General features: G+C 53.6%; 14 protein-coding genes and 1 tRNA gene. 12 read left to right on the top strand and 3 right to left on the bottom strand.

Going from position 1 to position 16,512, the window contains the following annotated elements:
• Positions 1-60: 60 nt before the first annotated feature.
• The 11 genes from gatC (at position 61) to mobF (ending at position 12,091) form a co-directional block, all read left to right on the top strand.
• On the top strand, positions 61-348 hold the full coding sequence (gene gatC, locus IGS75_RS13170) for an Asp-tRNA(Asn)/Glu-tRNA(Gln) amidotransferase subunit GatC (RefSeq protein WP_041112482.1): 288 nt from the start codon (positions 61-63) through the stop codon (positions 346-348).
• Positions 348-1,835 (top strand): Asp-tRNA(Asn)/Glu-tRNA(Gln) amidotransferase subunit GatA, encoded by a 1,488-nt coding sequence (gatA, locus tag IGS75_RS13165; protein ID WP_202257134.1) that lies wholly within the window; start codon positions 348-350, stop codon positions 1,833-1,835. Before gatC ends, gatA begins: the two co-directional genes overlap by 1 nt.
• Positions 1,832-3,289, top strand: a complete 1,458-nt coding sequence (gatB, locus tag IGS75_RS13160) for an Asp-tRNA(Asn)/Glu-tRNA(Gln) amidotransferase subunit GatB (RefSeq protein ID WP_141351009.1) — start codon at positions 1,832-1,834, stop codon at positions 3,287-3,289. The genes gatA and gatB overlap by 4 nt, the downstream gene beginning before the upstream one ends.
• Before the next feature lie 91 nt (positions 3,290-3,380).
• Positions 3,381-3,472, top strand: a tRNA-Ser gene (locus IGS75_RS13155).
• Positions 3,473-3,608: 136 nt separating this feature from the next.
• Positions 3,609-4,760: a tyrosine-type recombinase/integrase gene (locus tag IGS75_RS13150; RefSeq protein WP_202257133.1), complete on the top strand. Its 1,152-nt coding sequence runs from the start codon at positions 3,609-3,611 to the stop codon at positions 4,758-4,760.
• A gap of 47 nt (positions 4,761-4,807) precedes the next feature.
• A complete protein-coding gene (locus tag IGS75_RS13145; protein WP_202257132.1) occupies positions 4,808-5,860 on the top strand; it encodes a hypothetical protein in 1,053 nt (350 codons plus the stop codon).
• Positions 5,861-5,975: 115 nt separating this feature from the next.
• Positions 5,976-6,185: a helix-turn-helix transcriptional regulator gene (locus tag IGS75_RS13140; protein ID WP_237468870.1), complete on the top strand. Its 210-nt coding sequence runs from the start codon at positions 5,976-5,978 to the stop codon at positions 6,183-6,185.
• A 106-nt stretch (positions 6,186-6,291) separates the two neighbouring features.
• On the top strand, positions 6,292-6,873 hold the full coding sequence (locus IGS75_RS13135) for a hypothetical protein (protein WP_202257131.1): 582 nt from the start codon (positions 6,292-6,294) through the stop codon (positions 6,871-6,873).
• A 207-nt stretch (positions 6,874-7,080) separates the two neighbouring features.
• The gene (locus tag IGS75_RS13130) at positions 7,081-7,446 is read left to right on the top strand and encodes a hypothetical protein (protein WP_237468868.1); all 366 of its coding nucleotides are present in this window, start codon (positions 7,081-7,083) and stop codon (positions 7,444-7,446) included.
• Complete coding sequence (locus tag IGS75_RS13125; protein ID WP_237468867.1) at positions 7,443-9,338, top strand: type IV secretion system DNA-binding domain-containing protein; 1,896 nt, start codon at positions 7,443-7,445, stop codon at positions 9,336-9,338. The genes IGS75_RS13130 and IGS75_RS13125 overlap by 4 nt, the downstream gene beginning before the upstream one ends.
• Entirely contained in the window at positions 9,338-12,091 is a 2,754-nt protein-coding gene (gene mobF, locus IGS75_RS13120) for a MobF family relaxase (RefSeq protein ID WP_237468858.1), read from the top strand. Before IGS75_RS13125 ends, mobF begins: the two co-directional genes overlap by 1 nt.
• Here the strand turns inward: mobF and IGS75_RS13115 are convergent.
• From IGS75_RS13115 to IGS75_RS13105, 3 genes are all read right to left on the bottom strand, one after another.
• Positions 12,088-13,098 (bottom strand): retron St85 family RNA-directed DNA polymerase, encoded by a 1,011-nt coding sequence (locus IGS75_RS13115; protein ID WP_202257130.1) that lies wholly within the window; start codon positions 13,096-13,098, stop codon positions 12,088-12,090. The two genes, mobF and IGS75_RS13115, sit on opposite strands and share 4 nt — an antisense overlap.
• A 299-nt stretch (positions 13,099-13,397) precedes the next feature.
• Positions 13,398-14,477, bottom strand: a complete 1,080-nt coding sequence (locus IGS75_RS13110) for an IS5 family transposase (protein WP_202257129.1) — start codon at positions 14,475-14,477, stop codon at positions 13,398-13,400.
• 16 nt (positions 14,478-14,493) lie between these two features.
• Positions 14,494-15,306: a retron St85 family effector protein gene (locus IGS75_RS13105; RefSeq protein WP_202257128.1), complete on the bottom strand. Its 813-nt coding sequence runs from the start codon at positions 15,304-15,306 to the stop codon at positions 14,494-14,496.
• 484 nt (positions 15,307-15,790) lie between these two features.
• Here IGS75_RS13105 and IGS75_RS13100 point away from each other — a divergent pair, with 484 nt between their 5' ends.
• On the top strand, positions 15,791-16,396 hold the full coding sequence (locus IGS75_RS13100; RefSeq protein ID WP_202257127.1) for a nucleoside 2-deoxyribosyltransferase: 606 nt from the start codon (positions 15,791-15,793) through the stop codon (positions 16,394-16,396).
• Positions 16,397-16,512 lie beyond the last annotated feature (116 nt).

Genomic DNA, 16,512 nt, shown 5'->3' with positions numbered 1-16,512 from the left:
TTATGATCCCCCTGACGGCTGAAAAGCCACCATAAAATTTCCTCTTGTTCAGGAATATTCATGTCGCTCGACGCGAAAACGGTTACGCGCATCGCCAGACTGGCGAGGATTGGTCTCCAGCCCGAAGAGGTTGAAACCCTCGGGAAGGATATGGGCTCCATCATCGATTGGGTAGAGCAGCTCAAGGAAGTGGACGTTACGGGCGTCGACCCCATGATCGGCACGGGTCTCGCAAAGCCCCGTCTGCGCGAAGACCGCGTTACGGATGGCAACTGCCGTGACAAGGTTCTTTCCAACGCCCCTGAGCGGGAAGGCCCATTCTATACGGTTCCGAAGGTGGTCGAATAATGTCCAGCATTCATGATCTTACGCTGGCTTCGGCCCGGGATGCGCTCAAGGCACGCAAGATTTCCGCAGTCGAGCTGACGAACGCCCATATTGACGCGATCGAGCGTCTGGACGGTCAGCTCAACAGCTTCATTACCCGTACTCCTGATCAGGCTCGTGAGGCTGCCAAGGTTTCCGATGAAGCTCTGGCCAAGGGTGAAGGCGGCAGCCTTTGCGGGATTCCGTTGGGCATCAAGGATCTGTTCTGCACGAATGGTGTCCGTACCACGGCTGCCAGCAAGATCCTCGGCAATTTCGTACCGCCTTACGAAAGTACGGTAACGGCCAACCTGCTCAAGGATGGCGCTGTTTTCCTTGGTAAGCTGAATCTTGATGAATTCGCCATGGGGTCTGCGAACCTGACCTCTGCCTTTGGCCCGGTCGAAAATCCCTGGAAACGCAAGGGGTCTGACGTAAAGCTGGTTCCGGGCGGCTCTTCGGGTGGTTCTGCAGCTGCTGTAGCGGCTGGGCTCGTTCTGGGTGCTACGGGTACGGATACAGGTGGCTCCATCCGTCAGCCGGCAGCATTCACGGGTATTGCCGGGATCAAGCCGACTTATGGTCGCTGCTCGCGGTTTGGAACAATCGCCTTCGCAAGTTCGCTGGATCAGGCTGGTCCGATGGCGCGTAACCTTCAGGACTGCGCCATTCTGCTTGAGTCGATGGCCGGGTTTGATCCACGCGACTCAACGAGCGTTGATACTCCTGTTCCGCATTACGAAGCAGCGCTCAAGCGCGGTGTGAAAGGTCTGCGCGTTGGTATTCCCAAGGAATATCACGTCGAGGGCATGCCAGCTGAGATCGAGGCGCTCTGGCAGCAGGGTATGGACTGGCTGCGAGATGCCGGTGCGGAAATCGTTGAGGTTTCCCTGCCGCATACGAAGTACGGTCTGCCGACCTACTACATTGCTGCTCTGGCCGAGGCGTCGTCGAACCTGGCTCGTTATGATGGTGTCCGGTTTGGTGAGCGCGTCAGTGCGCCGACGTTGGATGGCCTGTATGAAGCCAGCCGTGCCGCCGGGTTCGGTGATGAGGTCAAACGCCGCATCTTGATCGGAACGCATGTGCTGTCCTCAGGTTATTACGATGCCTATTACCTGCGTGCACAGAAGGTTCGGACGCTGATTCAGCAGGACTTCCTTAAGGCGTTTGAGAATGTCGATGTGCTTCTGACGCCGACAGCTCCATCCGGCGCTTTTGCGCAGGATGAGAAGCCGAGCGATCCAGTGCAGATGTATCTCAATGACGTATTCACGGTTCCGGCCAGCATGGCGGGTGTCCCTGCCCTGTCTGTCCCGGCTGGTCTGGATGCGCGTGGCGTGCCGCTTGGATTACAGCTCATCGGTAAGTTTTTTGATGAAGAGACGCTGATTGCAGCTGGTCATGCCATCGAGCAGGCTGCGGCATTCCATTACAGACCTACCATTCATGCAGGAGTGTCGGCATGAGCTATCGTATCACCGGCAACACCGGCGAATGGGAAATCGTTGTCGGTCTGGAAGTTCATGCCCAGGTCGTCAGCGAGGCCAAGCTCTTTTCCGGCGCTTCGGCGGAATATGGCGGCGAGCCGAACACGCATGTCAGCCTCGTCGACGCCGGTTTTCCGGGTATGCTTCCGGTCCTGAACCAGGAATGTGTTGCTCAGGCCGTCCGCACAGGTCTGGGACTTGAAGCTGAGGTCAACCTGTTCAGCCGGTTTGATCGCAAGAACTACTTCTATGCTGATCTGCCCACCGGGTATCAGATTAGCCAGTTTGCCCATCCGATCATTGGCAAGGGCAAGGTTCTGGTTGATCTGGCCGATGGCAGTACGCGCGAAATCGGCGTAACGCGGCTTCATCTGGAGCAAGATGCGGGCAAGTCGATCCATGATCAGGATCCGACGCGCTCATTCATCGACCTGAACCGGGCTGGTGTTGCGCTGATGGAAATCGTCAGTGAGCCGGATATCCGTTCGCCTGAGGAAGCCGGTGCTTATCTGCGCAAGCTGCGCCAAATCCTGCGTTATATCGGTACTTGCGATGGTAACATGGAAGAAGGCTCCATGCGCGCCGACGTGAACGTGTCGGTCCGCAAGCCGGGTGAGACCGAGTATCGCACGCGCTGCGAGATTAAGAACGTCAACTCCATCCGTTTTGTGATGATGGCGATTGAGGTCGAGGCGCAGCGTCAGATCGAGGTTTGGGAAGCTGGTGGAACCGTCGATCAGGAAACGCGTCTGTTCGACCATGTACGTGGCGAAACCCGCTCCCTGCGGAGCAAGGAAGATGCGCATGACTATCGCTACTTCCCTGATCCGGACCTGCTGCCGCTGCTGATCGAGCAGTCCTGGGTTGATGAACTCAAGGCGGCTCTGCCGGAACTGCCAGAAGCCAAGCGTGTGCGTCTGGAGCAGGAATACGGCGTCAGTCGATATGAGTCGTCCGTGCTTTGCGTCGAGCAGGCAGTCGCGGATTTCTATGAGACTGTAGCGCGTGGTGCAGATGCCCGTCTGGCAGCTAACTGGATGCTGGGCGACTTCTTCGCAGCATTGAATCGTACGGGCCGTTCGATCGAGGACAGCCCGGTCAGTGCGGAAGGTCTGCGGGAACTGCTGGGTCTGATTTCCAATTCCACGATCAATGGAAAGATCGCCAAGGAAGTTCTCGAAGACATGGTCGAGACGGGTGATTCTGCTTCTGCCATCGTCGAGCGCAAGGGTCTGCGTCAGGTGACTGACACCGGAGCAATCGAGAACGCCATCCGTGAAATCCTGGCGGCAAACAGCGACAAGGTCGAGGAATACAAGAGCGGCAAGGACAAGCTTTTCGGCTTCTTTGTTGGTCAGACGATGAAGGCCATGAAGGGTAAGGGTAATCCTGCCCTCGTGAATGAAACTCTAAAGAAACTTCTTTCAGAGTAAGGCAAAAAAAATGTTCTTAGGGGGTTTGACCGCAATGCGGTTACCCCCTAAGAACACTCCTGCATACGCCGTGTGAACCGCGTAAGAAAGCGGAGGGGTGGCCGAGAGGCTGAAGGCGGCGGATTGCTAATCCGTTATACGATGTAAGTCGTATCGTGGGTTCGAATCCCATCCCCTCCGCCAATCACCTTTACAATCCAGTTTCAACTCGCATCATAAATGGCGGATTTCTGCGGATATCCTCTTATTTCGTGTTGCATCCCGACTCATCAAATTGCACTCTATCCCACATCACGCGTGGTATGGAGTGTGGGAATAGATGGGCCGGTTATCAGCGACCTCTGTAAAAGCCACCAAAGAGCCCGGACGCTACGGAGATGGCGATGGGCTCTATCTCGTTGTGACTCCTTCGGGGAGCAAATCCTGGGTTTGCAGGGTTCAGAAGAACGGCAAGCGACGGGATATCGGCTTAGGCAGCGTCAAGAAAGTACCCTTGGCTCTCGCAAGAGAGCGTGCCGTTAAAACACGGATGCAGGTCGAGGTTGGAATTGATCCTGTCTCGGAGCGCCGCAAAGAGGCAGGTATTCCCACATTCCGCGAGGCCGTTTCTCTGGTCTTCGCCGAGAACAAGGCGAGCTGGAAAAATCAGAAGCACCGCGCTCAGTGGTTGTCCACGCTGGAGCGCTACGCCTTTCCCATCATTGGTGACCTCTCCATTTCAGAGCTCGACGGACATCATGCGCGCGATGTTGTCGCCCCCATCTGGTTAGAGAAACCCGAAACAGCGCGCCGGGTCCGCCAGCGTATTGGTAGCATCGTCGATTGGGCCATTGGCAAAGGTTACCGAACCTTACCATTGCCCCTCGCGGCAATGGACAAATCTCTCCCGAGAATTAAAGTGAAGCCCGTTCATCATGCAGCACTTCCCTACGCGGAGGTGCCGCAATTTATGTCTTATCTCCAAGACGGTGACTCGATCGGTCGCTTAGCCCTGTCGGTCTTGATCCTCACGGCGACACGCTCTGGCGAGATCCGGGGGGCAACGTGGGACGAGATCGACTTCGAGAATGCCGTTTGGACGATTCCGGCTGAGCGCATGAAGGCAGGCCGGGAGCATGTCATCCCTCTTTCACCGCCCGCACTCGCGCTATTGCGAAAAGCTGCGACCTATCGGGAGGCGCGGAGTCCTCTGGTCTTTCCAGGGCAGCGAGGGGCGAAACCCCTGTCGGATATGACGCTGACTAAAATCTGTCGAGACGCCAAGATCGAAGCCGTTCCGCATGGCTTTCGATCGTCTTTCCGCGACTGGGTTGCAGAAGAAACCACCTTTGATGGCGATATCGCCGAAATGGCCTTGGCTCATGCGATCGGAAACAAGGTCGAAGCTGCTTATCGCCGAGGGAACTTGCTCGATAAACGACGCGTGATGATGGAGGCTTGGGCCCAGTTTTGCTCGCAATCGAAATCATAAATCATTTAGGTTGATCTGGTTTTCAACTGAAATGCGCGGAATGGGCCATGATCACACCGTGGGAGAATGCCTTCACCGTTGGGGGATATTTTATAAACCCTGATCGTCCATCGGACGGAAAAAGGCGAATATTAAACTATTCGAAGTCATCTATCCTTCAGATGGCTTATATTTTCTTTGTTAGATATCTAGTTTCAATTTTCTCAGCGATATTCCTTCTAGCAGCCACGCTAGCATTTGTTCTTAATGAGATATTTCACAGAACTTCTCATAAAAACATATTTTTTGTTTTTATAATTTCAGCCTGCGTGTTCTTTCTTTCAATATACGTGTGCGACCGTATTCATTTTACTCGCTCTCGCATCCCGTTTTTTACTCTGCCGGATGAAAGTTCTTTTCCCGAGTTGCGCCCCTTAATCGCTGCATTGCGATCGGGTGAATGGGAAGCAAAAACGTCGCAAGGTATCATTCCAAACTACGTTTTTCAGAACCGCTGGTGGGTTTTGTTATTCTCTGGTGCAGACTTTAATGAGCGCCGCCGCTGGATTAATCGTTATTGGCGGACGGCTTATCATGGCGATGTTTGGGTCCGACGCGTTGCGGGGTCACTGCCTTGGCCGACAGATAAGTCTGAGCCGCCTTGTGACGTGAAGAGCCGGAACAACACATCGAAGGCATTGGTCGAGAAAGTTGTGCGCCACAAAAAGGTGGTAGATGCCGTTGAAAAGCGAACCGGGCGCTGGTTTGCGGAGGTTCCAAAAGATCGGCACGAGGCCTTCATTGAAGCCTATATTCGGGAGACCCATAAAATCGGCGAAGCGGCTGAGCAGCTCAAAATTGTCCTCCGCAGCATTATGAATCTTCCAAATGAAAAGGCGAAAGACACCCTGGACGAATTGGCTGAATACGTTCTCAGTGTCCTCGAAAGTTCAAGGCAGCAAGGGACGATCAAAACGATTTGGACGACAGACAGTCGTGATCCAAAGCCTCTGGAAACGATCAAAAAGATCATAGGGAATGGAAAAAACCATTCTTACGACAAGATACGCGATCGTGCTCTTGCGACGATCCGCAATGGCTTTGTGCATAAGAATATATAAATTCCAACATCTTACGTTTTACGCCGTATGGCTTTCTATTTTCTTGGGTAAAAGCTCACGCAGGCTGAGTCGCACGATTTAGGTTTGATCCGTTCCCCATCACTTGGAACGGATCATGATGACACAACACACGAACCTAAACCTTCTCCTCACGATCGACGATGTGCTCCGCATGACGGGCTATCGCAGCCGGTCGAGCATTTACCGCCTGATGAAGCGCTCCCAAATCCCGCTACCGATTATGGTCGGCGGAGGCCGCGTCCGATGGCGCTCTGGCGATATCGAGCACTGGCTCCAGAGCCTCCCAACTCAATCCTATCGCTAACGGCCTGAGGCGGCGCCTGCGTCGTTAAGCGCCGCGCCCCCTCAGACCTCCCGAACATTCTCACCCTTCCACGAATTTGCGTCCTCGAACGCGAAAAGGATCTCGCATGCCCGTGTTCCTGAGTGCTTTTGCACGCCTTCAGTCCTGGCTATCACCGGCCTCTGATCAGACCCTTTCGGTCAAAGCGTCAGCCCGTATTCTGCGGGGAGTTGGCCCCATCATCGAGAAGCTGATTGCCGACGACAAAATCGGCGAGAGCTACCGTTGCGCCACGTCACATTGGTTCCGCTATGACGGGCCCCCGCTGGCCTATTATCATGGCTCCACATCGACCTGCGTCATCTCCGGCCCGTTACTGGAACATGGCAAAGCCTACCGCCCAACAGGGGCGATTATTGAGACACCGGGGCTTGATGCTCGCTTATCGCCAGAAGACGCCCACGACCTGGACCAACAGATCCAGACCGCCATCGAAAGCACGATCGTCGATTGGGTCGCGGAGTATCAAGAACGTGAGCCTGCCCCCGAGCCACGTCATCCGCCGGGTGCAACCGTCGATCTCGACGAGCTTCTTGACGACACGGCGTCAGTGTTTCATCCAGTCTCATTAGAGACACGGCCTACACCCGCCAAAACACAGAAGAGCCGCCATTCGACCTCCTCATCCAAAGGAGGTCAGCATGTCTAAACGACAGCCTGTCTCTCACCCGTTCGACCGACCCGAGACGTTGTCTCGGGCCACAGAAAGAAGAACACACCCCACGCACTGGCCTGCGGCTTTTAACGGCCGGTTTTCCCGAGTGCGATCCGCCTACACATCCGGCGGTTCTGTTCGACACATTCGCACGCCTAGATTTTTCGAGAGTGCGGATGGCCTACACGGGCAGGTGCAGCCATGAGCACCGTGCAGCACACCTTGCGCCTGCCAAGGGCGCTCGATCAGGCTCTGCGCAAGCACGCGGCGGCGCGCGAGCTGACCCCTTATGCGCTCCTACAGCTCTGCGTGCGTAGCGGACTCGCGAGCGTGATCGATAATCACGGCCAAACTCCGCTTCTCAACGAGGTCGCGCGAGAACTTGGAGCCGTCAGCGCGCGCCTTACTCATGTCGAGCGCCTCACAGAACGCACGCTCTATGTCGCGTGTGCAGCCTATGTCTATGCCCGCGCCGCAGCTCCGGCCCGTGTCGATGACACCCAACTCAGTGATGACATCACGGCCGCCTTTCAGCGCCAGCTTTCTCATGCCGGAGACGCCTCATGAGCAATGATCTCGACCAACGTGCTCATGCCCAAGCTTTGCGCGCCCTTCGACGCGCCGAGAGCGGCGCCCGCGCCCGTCAGGGGTTCGTCATCATCTTGTTCGTGGCGCTTGTAAGCGGACTCTTAGTCGGGCTCGCCACGACATCACGGGAGACGCTTCGTCTGTCAGGATCGTTCTTGCGTGCTGAAGCCCAACGTCCGGTTATGGCGATGACGGGCAAAGACGTTCCGATGCGCGTCATTATTGAGGACAAAACCTACGACACCGGCGCGCAAGAGGTTCTGAGCGAGCCTTGGCTCCGGGTGCGCATGATTGGCCTGATGGAGCGCATTGCGATCGGCCTGATTTTGGGTGGCGGCGCCGCAATTGCGGGTCTTTGGCTGACCAAAGACAAACGCCAGCACAAAGCCGCTGCTGAGCTGGCAGATCGCTATATCAGCGGCACGCAACTGGTCTCAGCCCAAGCGCTCGCTAAGGCCACGACCAACCCCGATGACCCAGCGCCATTCTTCATCGGATCAGTGCCGATCCCGCGCGGTTTTGAAACCCGCCATTTCGAGCTAGATGGTTCGACAGGGTCCGGCAAGACCACAGCCATGCGTCAGATGCTCGACGGCATCGAAGCCCGTGGCGAGCCTGCGATCGTCTATGACATCTCCGGCAGTTTCGTCGCTCAGTATTATAACTCTGTGCGGGGCGACATCATCCTCAGCCCCTTTGATGCCCGTGGGGTTTATTGGAATCTCTTCGACGAGATCCATCACCCGGCGGATGCAGCACGTCTTGCACGCTACCTGATCAACGAAACCGGCCACCGGGATCGGGATGTCTGGTTGGAGACGGCGCGCATCCTGGTCGCCAATATCTTGCGCCAGCTTTGGGAAGAACAACGCGGAACACCGACCGCGCTGATCGAAGCGCTGCAATATATGACGAGCGAGGAGCTGGGCCGCTGGCTGGCGCATACCTCCTCAGCACGCACTTTTGCCCAGGATGCAGAACGCGCCACAGCCAGCGTGCTCTTCATGCTCGCCAAGGCCGTTAACCTTCTGATGTTCCTGCGGGCGGAGCCTGAACCGGGCGCGACACGCTTCTCCTTTGCTACCTTCTTTCGCAGCCTGGACAAGCACAAAGGCGGAACACGCGCGCCGTGGGTCTTTGTGCCGCGCAAGGAAGACTACTTCGAAGCGGTCAAACCGCTCATGGCGCTTTGGCTCGAATGCGCGGCCTCGGCGACACTGGCTTTACCACCCTCGAACACGCGGCGCTTGTGGTTTGTGCTCGACGAGTTCCCCGATCTTCCTCGCGTTGACAATATGACGCGCCTCTTGCCCCAAGGCCGACAGTTCGGAGCTGCGGTCATTCTGACCTTTCAGACTATCGGACAGATGCGCAGCCGATATGGTGAGCAAGATGCCCAGGCCATTTTGGGCAATTGCAACACAAAGCTGTTTCTCCAGCTCTCAGATACAGAAAGCCGAGAGCGCGCCTCTGCTACAATCGGCAAGGTCGAGGTGGAGATCCAAACTGTCTCAGGCGTGATGGATACCAAGACCCGCAAACCCCAGATCACCCTGAGCTCTCGGCGGGAGGTCCGGCCTGCTGTGATGGAGAGCCAATTCCGCCTGCCACCTGGGCGCGGCTATCTGCTCCTCCCGGATGGCTTGCCAGTGGCTCAAATCGCACTCAGCACAGACCACATTTCGGCCCGTGGCGCTCCAAAAGCCGCAGCTTTTGAAGCGATCGACCCCGCCAAAACATTCTGGGGCAAACAAGACCGACAGAATGCTGTGCGTGATGAAGCCGCCCTTGAGAAAACGCCATCCAAGAAGGCGCAAAAACCGACATCAGCCGTTCCACCCAAACCCGCGCGTGATCGGGGGCCAGTCTGATGGTGGCGACCGTTTCCGGGCTGACCAATGCGGCGCAAGCCAGCGCCTATTATGAGGCCGATGACTATTATTCGGAGGATGGCACGGCGCCGTCCGTTTGGCTGGGAAAAGGTGCGGCTGAGCTCGGCCTCTCTGGAGAAGTCGATCAGGAGGCGTTTACACGCCTCCTTCATGGACAGATCGCAAAAGATCAGCGCCTGGGCACGCAGCGCGATGGAGAATGGGGCCATCGTCCTGGATGGGATCTAACCTTTAGCGCACCGAAGTCCGTATCGATCATGGCGGAAGTAGCAGGCGATCGTCGCCTGATTGAAGCTCATGAGGCGGCGGTCCAGCGCACTCTTGCCCTTGCCGAGCAACACTTGGCAGCAACCCGCATCCGGGAAGATGGAGAAGTCCGCCGTGAAGTGACGCAGAATCTTGTGATTGCAAGTTTCCGGCATGGGACCAGCCGCGCACTCGATCCGCAGCTCCACAGCCACAATGTCATTTTGAACATGACGCAGGACCAGGACGGCCATTGGCGGAGTTTAGAGCCCCGTGCTCTGTATCAACTCCAGAAGCAGCTTGGGGCGCTTTATCGCCAGGAATTGGCGCATGAGGTGACAGAGCTGGGTTATGAAATCACCAAAGGCAAAGATTCGAGCTTTGAGATTGCCGGTCTCTCTCCTGAGAGCCTGGAGACATTTAGCCAAAGAGCGCAGGCGATCGAGGCGCAACTGGCGGAGCGTGGGAAGTCGCGTGCTCAGGCCAGTGCAGCCGAAAAACAGACGATCGCGCTGGATACCCGCCAAGCCAAAGAGGCTGTGCCCCAGGCTGAACTCGTTCAGGCATGGAGAGAGGCCGCAGACTCAGCCGGACTGACAGAAGAAAAGCGTCGTCAGCTTGTGGCAGAAGCTCAGGGGCGCCTGGCGGCGCAAGCCGGTCAAGAGAGTTCCAACGCGTTTGGTCGGGAGCTGTTGGCGGATCAGGCTGTTGCTCAAGGGGCGGCGATGCTGGGCGAGCGTAATTCTGTCTTTGCCACGACAGCGCTGCATGAGGTGGCAGGACGTTTTGGGCTCGGCACGGTCAGTCAGGCCGAGATTGCTGAGGCGATCACGCGGGCTGAGACGGCTGGAGGGCTAGAGAGGCGGACCTATCTTGATTATCGGGGTGCCGCCTTTGAGGGCATGACGACGGCGGCCAATATCGCCCATGAGATGACGCTCTTGCGACTTGAAGAGGACGGACGGCACAAAGCCGCGCCCATCCTCTCTCCCCTAGAGGCTGGCAAAGCCGTAGCTCAAGCCGAACAACGCTCAGCCCTTAAAGGACACGCCTGGAATGAGGAGCAGCGTGCCGCGACCTCGCAGATCCTCACAAGTCCCCATCAGATCGTTGGACTCCAAGGCTACGCAGGCACAGCTAAAACATCGACGGTTTTGGCAACGGTTGCGAAGAACGCTGAAGCGCAAGGCTATCGCGTCACAGCCCTGGCCCCAACCGCCTCAGCCGCGCAGGTGCTGGGGGATGCGCTCGACAGTCGGGCCGATACTTTGGCGCGTCATCTTCTGGCACCGGGGCGCCAGACCTCCCAGCCTCAGCTGTGGATTGTCGATGAGGCGTCGCTTGTCTCCGCAAAGGATATGGCGAAGCTGTTGAGTACAGCGCACAGCCATCGGGCGCGTGTGCTCTTGGTGGGAGATATCAAACAGCTTGGCTCCATTGAAGCGGGAGCCGCCTTTGAGCAACTCCAAGAGGCAGGCATGGAAACGGCCAAGCTGACGACGATCTTGCGCCAGACCAATGAGCATACGAAGGCGGCCGTCGAGGCGAGTTTGGAGGGGAACGCCAAGAAGGCTTTGGAGGCGCTGGATCGCGGCGGCGGGCGTGTAGTGGAGATTGCCGGTCGTGAAGCCCGGTTTGCGCAGATTGCTGCGGACTATGCTGCTCTCAGCACCGAGGAGCGCCAGAAAACTCTGGTCATTGAACCCTCACGAGAAGGACGGGACGCTCTGACCCAGGACATTCGGAAACAGCTGATCGCATACGGTCAACTTGGCGCTGAGGCTCTCGACGCGACGAAGTTCGTGTCCAAGGACCTCACCAAAGCAGAGGCCAAGCGGGCAGAGAGTTATGAGCTCGGCGATATTGTGCGCTTTGCGAAGGATTACGCCGATAAGGGCGTCTCTCGGCATAACGCCTATCGGGTCATCCAGGCAGATGAGGCAAGAAATACGCTCATGCTTCAAGATGAGCGCGGACGAGAGCTTGCCTGGCACCCTCGGCAATGGGGAGCGGCACAAGCTCAAGTCTATCGCGAGGAAGCGTTGGAGCTTCGCGTGGGGGACCGGGTGCAGTTTACACGGAACGACAAGGCGGCAAAGCGTGTGAACGGGCAGCTTGGAGAGGTGACCGCAATCGACTCAAGCCAAGGCTTTGCCCGCGTTAAGCTTCAGGGCAACCGGATAGAGACGATCAACCTGAAGAGTACACGGGACCGGCATCTCTCTCATGCTTATGTGTCCACCGCCTTTGCCGCTCAGGGGCGCACAGCGGATCGGGTGTTTGCTAATGCGCAGAGCTCGGCCACACATCTTTTAGAGCAGAAGAGCTTCTATGTGGCGCTCTCGCGGGCCAAAGCAGAAAGCGTGCTGTACACGGATGACCGCTCGAAAATGCTTCAGAAACTCCAAGAAAGCACTAAGGCGGCTATCTATTTATCCACATCGCCAAGTCTCCATCAAAAAAACAAATACTTAACCATGGATTAAATTTTAATATTTACCTCAGGGTTACCAAATTTCTTTAAAGTTTTCATTATGTCATCCCCATATTTTTCAGACATTTTTTTTAAAAAATTAGGCTCTACCGAATTGGCATAGGCAAGATATCCCGACAAAGATTTCATTTCCTCATCATTTAATTTTCCATTAAGAGCATTATGTATTCCTGCGGAAATGGATCTTTTCTTATCTCTCCCCAGGGAAACTTCTCCTTGATTGGTTAGAACTAGACCTGTAACAGACCTTCTATACTTTGAAGTGAAGTATTTGGTTTTTTCCTTGTTTATTTTTAATTTTGGATATTTTATTTCCATAAGAGCTTTTCGAACTATAGATCTCACATCTAACAAATACCCGGTTCTTTCTGAAGAAAAAGTTAAATCATCAGCATATCGAGTATAGATAATTTCCTTTCCATATATTTCTTTTTCTATTTTTTTGTCAAATTCATACATTAAAATATTAGATAGTATTGGTGAAGATGGTGCGCCAATTGCTAGGCGCAGGCCTCTTTTAGGAGGTTGAGATTTAAAAAAAAGGCTCGCTGTTAAAGCGCGATCTTCGTTAGAAAGAATTTCCAATTCCTCGCAATAAGTAATCCAGTCATGCGATTTAATAGATGGGAAAAAGTTCTCAAAGTCCATTTTGAGTATGGATCTTCCTGCTCCTTTATGGGGAAGCGCATTATTTAATATTGAAATGCCTGGTCTATATGCGGTTGCAAATTGATGAATAGGCAAATGAGAAAGAACCTTCTCTATAATAACTCTCTGTAAAATTTTAACTTCACGTGCAGGTTGAGATATGATCCTTTTTCCTCCAGTTCTCTTGGGAATTTCATAGGTTTTGTAGCTTTTAGGAGCCGAGTGGATAATCCGCTTAATGTCAGACGACAAAAAGCCAGTTTCCTCCGAAAGGATTTGGATCAAATCGAAATTTTCGATCGCAGAGCGATTGAATCTATCAGTGATAGAATGAGGAGCCTGGTTTTTCATTCTCAACGCGCCCTCGTGATAACGCGATGCCTAGGCACATCGTATGCCTTCCAAGTTTCTTGCACGCGCGTTCGCCAACGTAAAACAGGCATTATAGATTCACCCCTTTGTGGGGAGGAAAGAATAATTTTTGTAACCAAACAAACAAAATAATCTTCCGATCCAGATGGAGGGATCGAAGAACCGTTGATTGATGTGCTTGGCCTGTAATTTCTGGGGTTTGGCGATTTTATTGACGGTTCTTGAGATCGTTTTCGCTCTGCGATTTGAGCAGAACAAGGGATTTGTGCTCTGGGTTTCTACCCGGCGGCCTTTATCCGCTCCAGGAAGAGGAAGCGGCGCATGTTGTAGACAATATTGGCCAGTCCGATCCTCATGGTGGCCCGGGTGATACCGACAGTTCGGACGAACAGACCCATTTGCGATTTCTGGTCAGCAAAGACATGCTCGACGCGGGATCGGATCACGGACTTTCCTGCATTGGACCGCTGGATATGGAGTGGCATGGGTTTGAGATGCGGCTTCTTCCTGTGAACCTTTGAGACAAAGCCCTGCTTTTCCATGAAATCTTCATTGGCTTTTGAGCGATACGCCGTGTCCGCCCAAACGCTTGAGGCCGTATTGGTTTTATCCAGCAGCCCTTCTCTCAATCGCGCACCATCACTGGCGGCGGCATCCGTTGTCTTCCATTTCCGGATGAACCGATACTTCCGGTCGATGGAAACATGTGATTTGTAGCCAAAGAACGGAATGGCAAGATCCGTTGACGGGATCGTCCCATCATCCTGCCGCTTTGCTTTGGTGAACTTCAGTGTCCAGCGCGCATGGCGATCCTTGTGCGACAGCTTTGACGGCTTGTCCTGCCAGTCTTCGGGAATACGGCCTGCCCGGAGATCGGCTTTCTCGGCGTTCGTGTTGCGCTGCTTTGGAGCAGCCACCAGCGTTGCATCCAGGATCTGACCCGACATCGGCAGATAACCAGCACTGCGCAGGGTTGTATCAAAGCGATTGAACAGACCCTCGATCGCTCCCGCCTGGGTCAGGCGTTCACGGAACAGCCAGACCGTTTTGGCATCAGGAACACGATCTGAAAGCCCCAGGCCAAGGAAGCGCATGAACGACAGGCGATCGTTGATCAGATACTCAGTCCGTTCATCGGACAGATTGTTCAGCGTCTGGATCACCAGGATTTTGAACATCAACACTGGATCGAACGGCGGTCGCCCGCCCTTGCTTCCGTCTGAATAGGCCAGAGCCTGCTCCAGGTCAGGACGGAACACTTCAAAATCCACAGTCCGGGAAAATGCTTCAAGCTGATCACCAAGCCCGCTCAATCGAGCAAGTCGCTCTTCAACGTCAAAAAATCCCGCCTGTTTCATAGCGCCATTCCCTCAGTCAGAACCGGACGAATGGAATCACAGAGCTGATTTCAAAACCAGCGGGTTTTTCGAACCCTCCAGATCGCTTTTTTTCAATCCACTTTAGTTGGGAAGCACAAAATAAGCATTTATTTACATCGATAGATCCGATTTCTAATCCAATCATATAAAATAAAATTATCTCTATCTCGTCTTTTGTTAGGGCTCCATATTGTTGTATTATTCCAGAAATCAACAATATCATGTGACCTTTTTTTTCTTTATCAAATGTTGTATTTGACACTATTGTTCTTATACGACCACCTATAGCGGAGCTCATTTCGTTTTTAAAATTAACATCAGAAGTTATTTTAGGTATATTTGTTTTTATACATACTGTGGCGACTTCGTTGGGTATTACATATACCGCTGACTGTGTGTAATTTTTTCCCAAGTGACTTAGGGGACCTAACTTCACAAAGGAATTTTCTTCATAATTCTCTTCAGAAATAACCACTAAGAGCCTTGAAGCGATATTTTTTTCAATACAAAAGGCACCCAATTCTGCGGCGCTACCATAACTCTCTGAAAACAAAAGTATAAGTTGAGATATTTGTGCTAGATCCGACTCTAGTGACAATAAATCATCATACGTTTCGGAGCTGGCTTGGAAATCGCGGGTAACATCTTCCGCTATGAGTATATCGTATTGATCAAAGGGCTTATCATACGCAATTTTTAGAAAAGCCGCCCGAAACGACTGAACTGTATTCAGATCGTTGCAGGGGCCTCCGCAAAGGAAAATATGCGATGTAGGAAAATTTACACGAAGCGCTTTGGTATCAAGCACCTCGTATAAATGAGGTATATCAAAATTTCGGCAAAACATTGCTTACCTAAGCCGAGGACGAACTGTAGGTCTCACCGAGCGGAGCGACCGAAGGTCGGTGAGACCTACAGTTCGTCCTCGGCAAAGAAACCTACCAATGATTTGAAGTCCGGCGAAACGCCAGACGGCGAATTGGTTTTTCACCATACGCGTAAGCATCTTCTTTGATATGCAACAATAAGAACTGCGTCAAGAAAATTTTCGGGAGATATCTGCACACCTTCGCTACAATGAATTGATGTGGGTTATTGTGTGGTATAAAAATATATTTCTTTCAGAAATATTACTATAATACAGATACTTAAACCATTATTATAGAAGACATCCCCTCCGCCAGTGCGATCTCAAAAAATATGAAATTCAGTTCTTTGGAAGCTGTCCGTTGATCCATTGAATGGGTCTGCCTTATCAGGCTTTCTTCATGGTCGGAGAAAGGCTTGGATTTATGTCAGAAAATCTTATTCCAGTTTATCTGGCGGGCGATCTGGTGTTTCGTTCGGAAGCCCTCGCCCTTTTCGCAAAACTGAAGTCGATCTGTGCAGAGTATGGCTTGGAGGGCGTGGCACCCTTTGACGGTCAAGTTGAGGCGCGCCTTCTGCCGCCTGGTCGCGAAACCATTCTTGCGTTTGTCTGTGCGGATCGTGATCTGATGGACCGCTGCGTTGCGGGGCTGTTCTGTATTGATCCGTTCCGTCGTTCCCCGGAAATGGATCCGGGAACAGCTGTGGAAATCGGCTATATGATGGGTCTGGGCAAGCCAATGGAAGCCTATACCGTGGACGGACGTCTTTATTCTGAAAAGGTCGAGGTGTACTGGCGCGATATTCTGAAACAGGATTTGCGCAAGCGCGAGGAAAGTGATGCGCCTTCCTCAGGCAGTATGGAAGATCCTGACGGCATGTTGGTCCATTCCGAAGGTTTGCTTCAGAATGGAATGGTGGAGGGCTTTATTGGTATGGCTGGTGGCCAGGTTTCCATCCAACGGGATTTCTTTCTGGCCTTCCGGAGGGCGGCTGAACGCCTTTCCTTGCGGTTGCACGCAAGGGGTTAGCTGATCGATCAGCTTTTTGCGTAGATGCCCTGACGGCAGCGTGATGCTAGATTACAGACATTGCAGACGACGGTCATGGAAGGATCGTCGTTGAAAGAACAGCTTGACGGACGTTC

Source organism: Gluconobacter sphaericus, assembly GCF_016757795.1.
Classification (GTDB): Bacteria; Pseudomonadota; Alphaproteobacteria; order Acetobacterales; family Acetobacteraceae; genus Gluconobacter; species Gluconobacter sphaericus.
The sequence above is the reverse complement of the archived record's forward strand: the minus strand, read 5'-3'. Positions and strand labels throughout refer to the sequence as shown.

Coding starts and splice junctions, on each gene's coding strand:
- gatC (WP_041112482.1), top strand. CDS start 61: ATGTCGCTCGACGCGAAAACGGTTACGCGCATCGCCAGACTGGCGAGG.
- IGS75_RS13130 (WP_237468868.1), top strand. CDS start 7,081: ATGAGCACCGTGCAGCACACCTTGCGCCTGCCAAGGGCGCTCGATCAG.
- IGS75_RS13140 (WP_237468870.1), top strand. CDS start 5,976: ATGATGACACAACACACGAACCTAAACCTTCTCCTCACGATCGACGAT.
- IGS75_RS13150 (WP_202257133.1), top strand. CDS start 3,609: ATGGGCCGGTTATCAGCGACCTCTGTAAAAGCCACCAAAGAGCCCGGA.
- gatA (WP_202257134.1), top strand. CDS start 348: ATGTCCAGCATTCATGATCTTACGCTGGCTTCGGCCCGGGATGCGCTC.
- IGS75_RS13115 (WP_202257130.1), bottom strand. CDS start 13,098: ATGAAAAACCAGGCTCCTCATTCTATCACTGATAGATTCAATCGCTCT.
- mobF (WP_237468858.1), top strand. CDS start 9,338: ATGGTGGCGACCGTTTCCGGGCTGACCAATGCGGCGCAAGCCAGCGCC.
- IGS75_RS13100 (WP_202257127.1), top strand. CDS start 15,791: ATGTCAGAAAATCTTATTCCAGTTTATCTGGCGGGCGATCTGGTGTTT.
- IGS75_RS13145 (WP_202257132.1), top strand. CDS start 4,808: ATGATCACACCGTGGGAGAATGCCTTCACCGTTGGGGGATATTTTATA.
- IGS75_RS13135 (WP_202257131.1), top strand. CDS start 6,292: ATGCCCGTGTTCCTGAGTGCTTTTGCACGCCTTCAGTCCTGGCTATCA.
- gatB (WP_141351009.1), top strand. CDS start 1,832: ATGAGCTATCGTATCACCGGCAACACCGGCGAATGGGAAATCGTTGTC.
- IGS75_RS13125 (WP_237468867.1), top strand. CDS start 7,443: ATGAGCAATGATCTCGACCAACGTGCTCATGCCCAAGCTTTGCGCGCC.
- IGS75_RS13110 (WP_202257129.1), bottom strand. CDS start 14,477: ATGAAACAGGCGGGATTTTTTGACGTTGAAGAGCGACTTGCTCGATTG.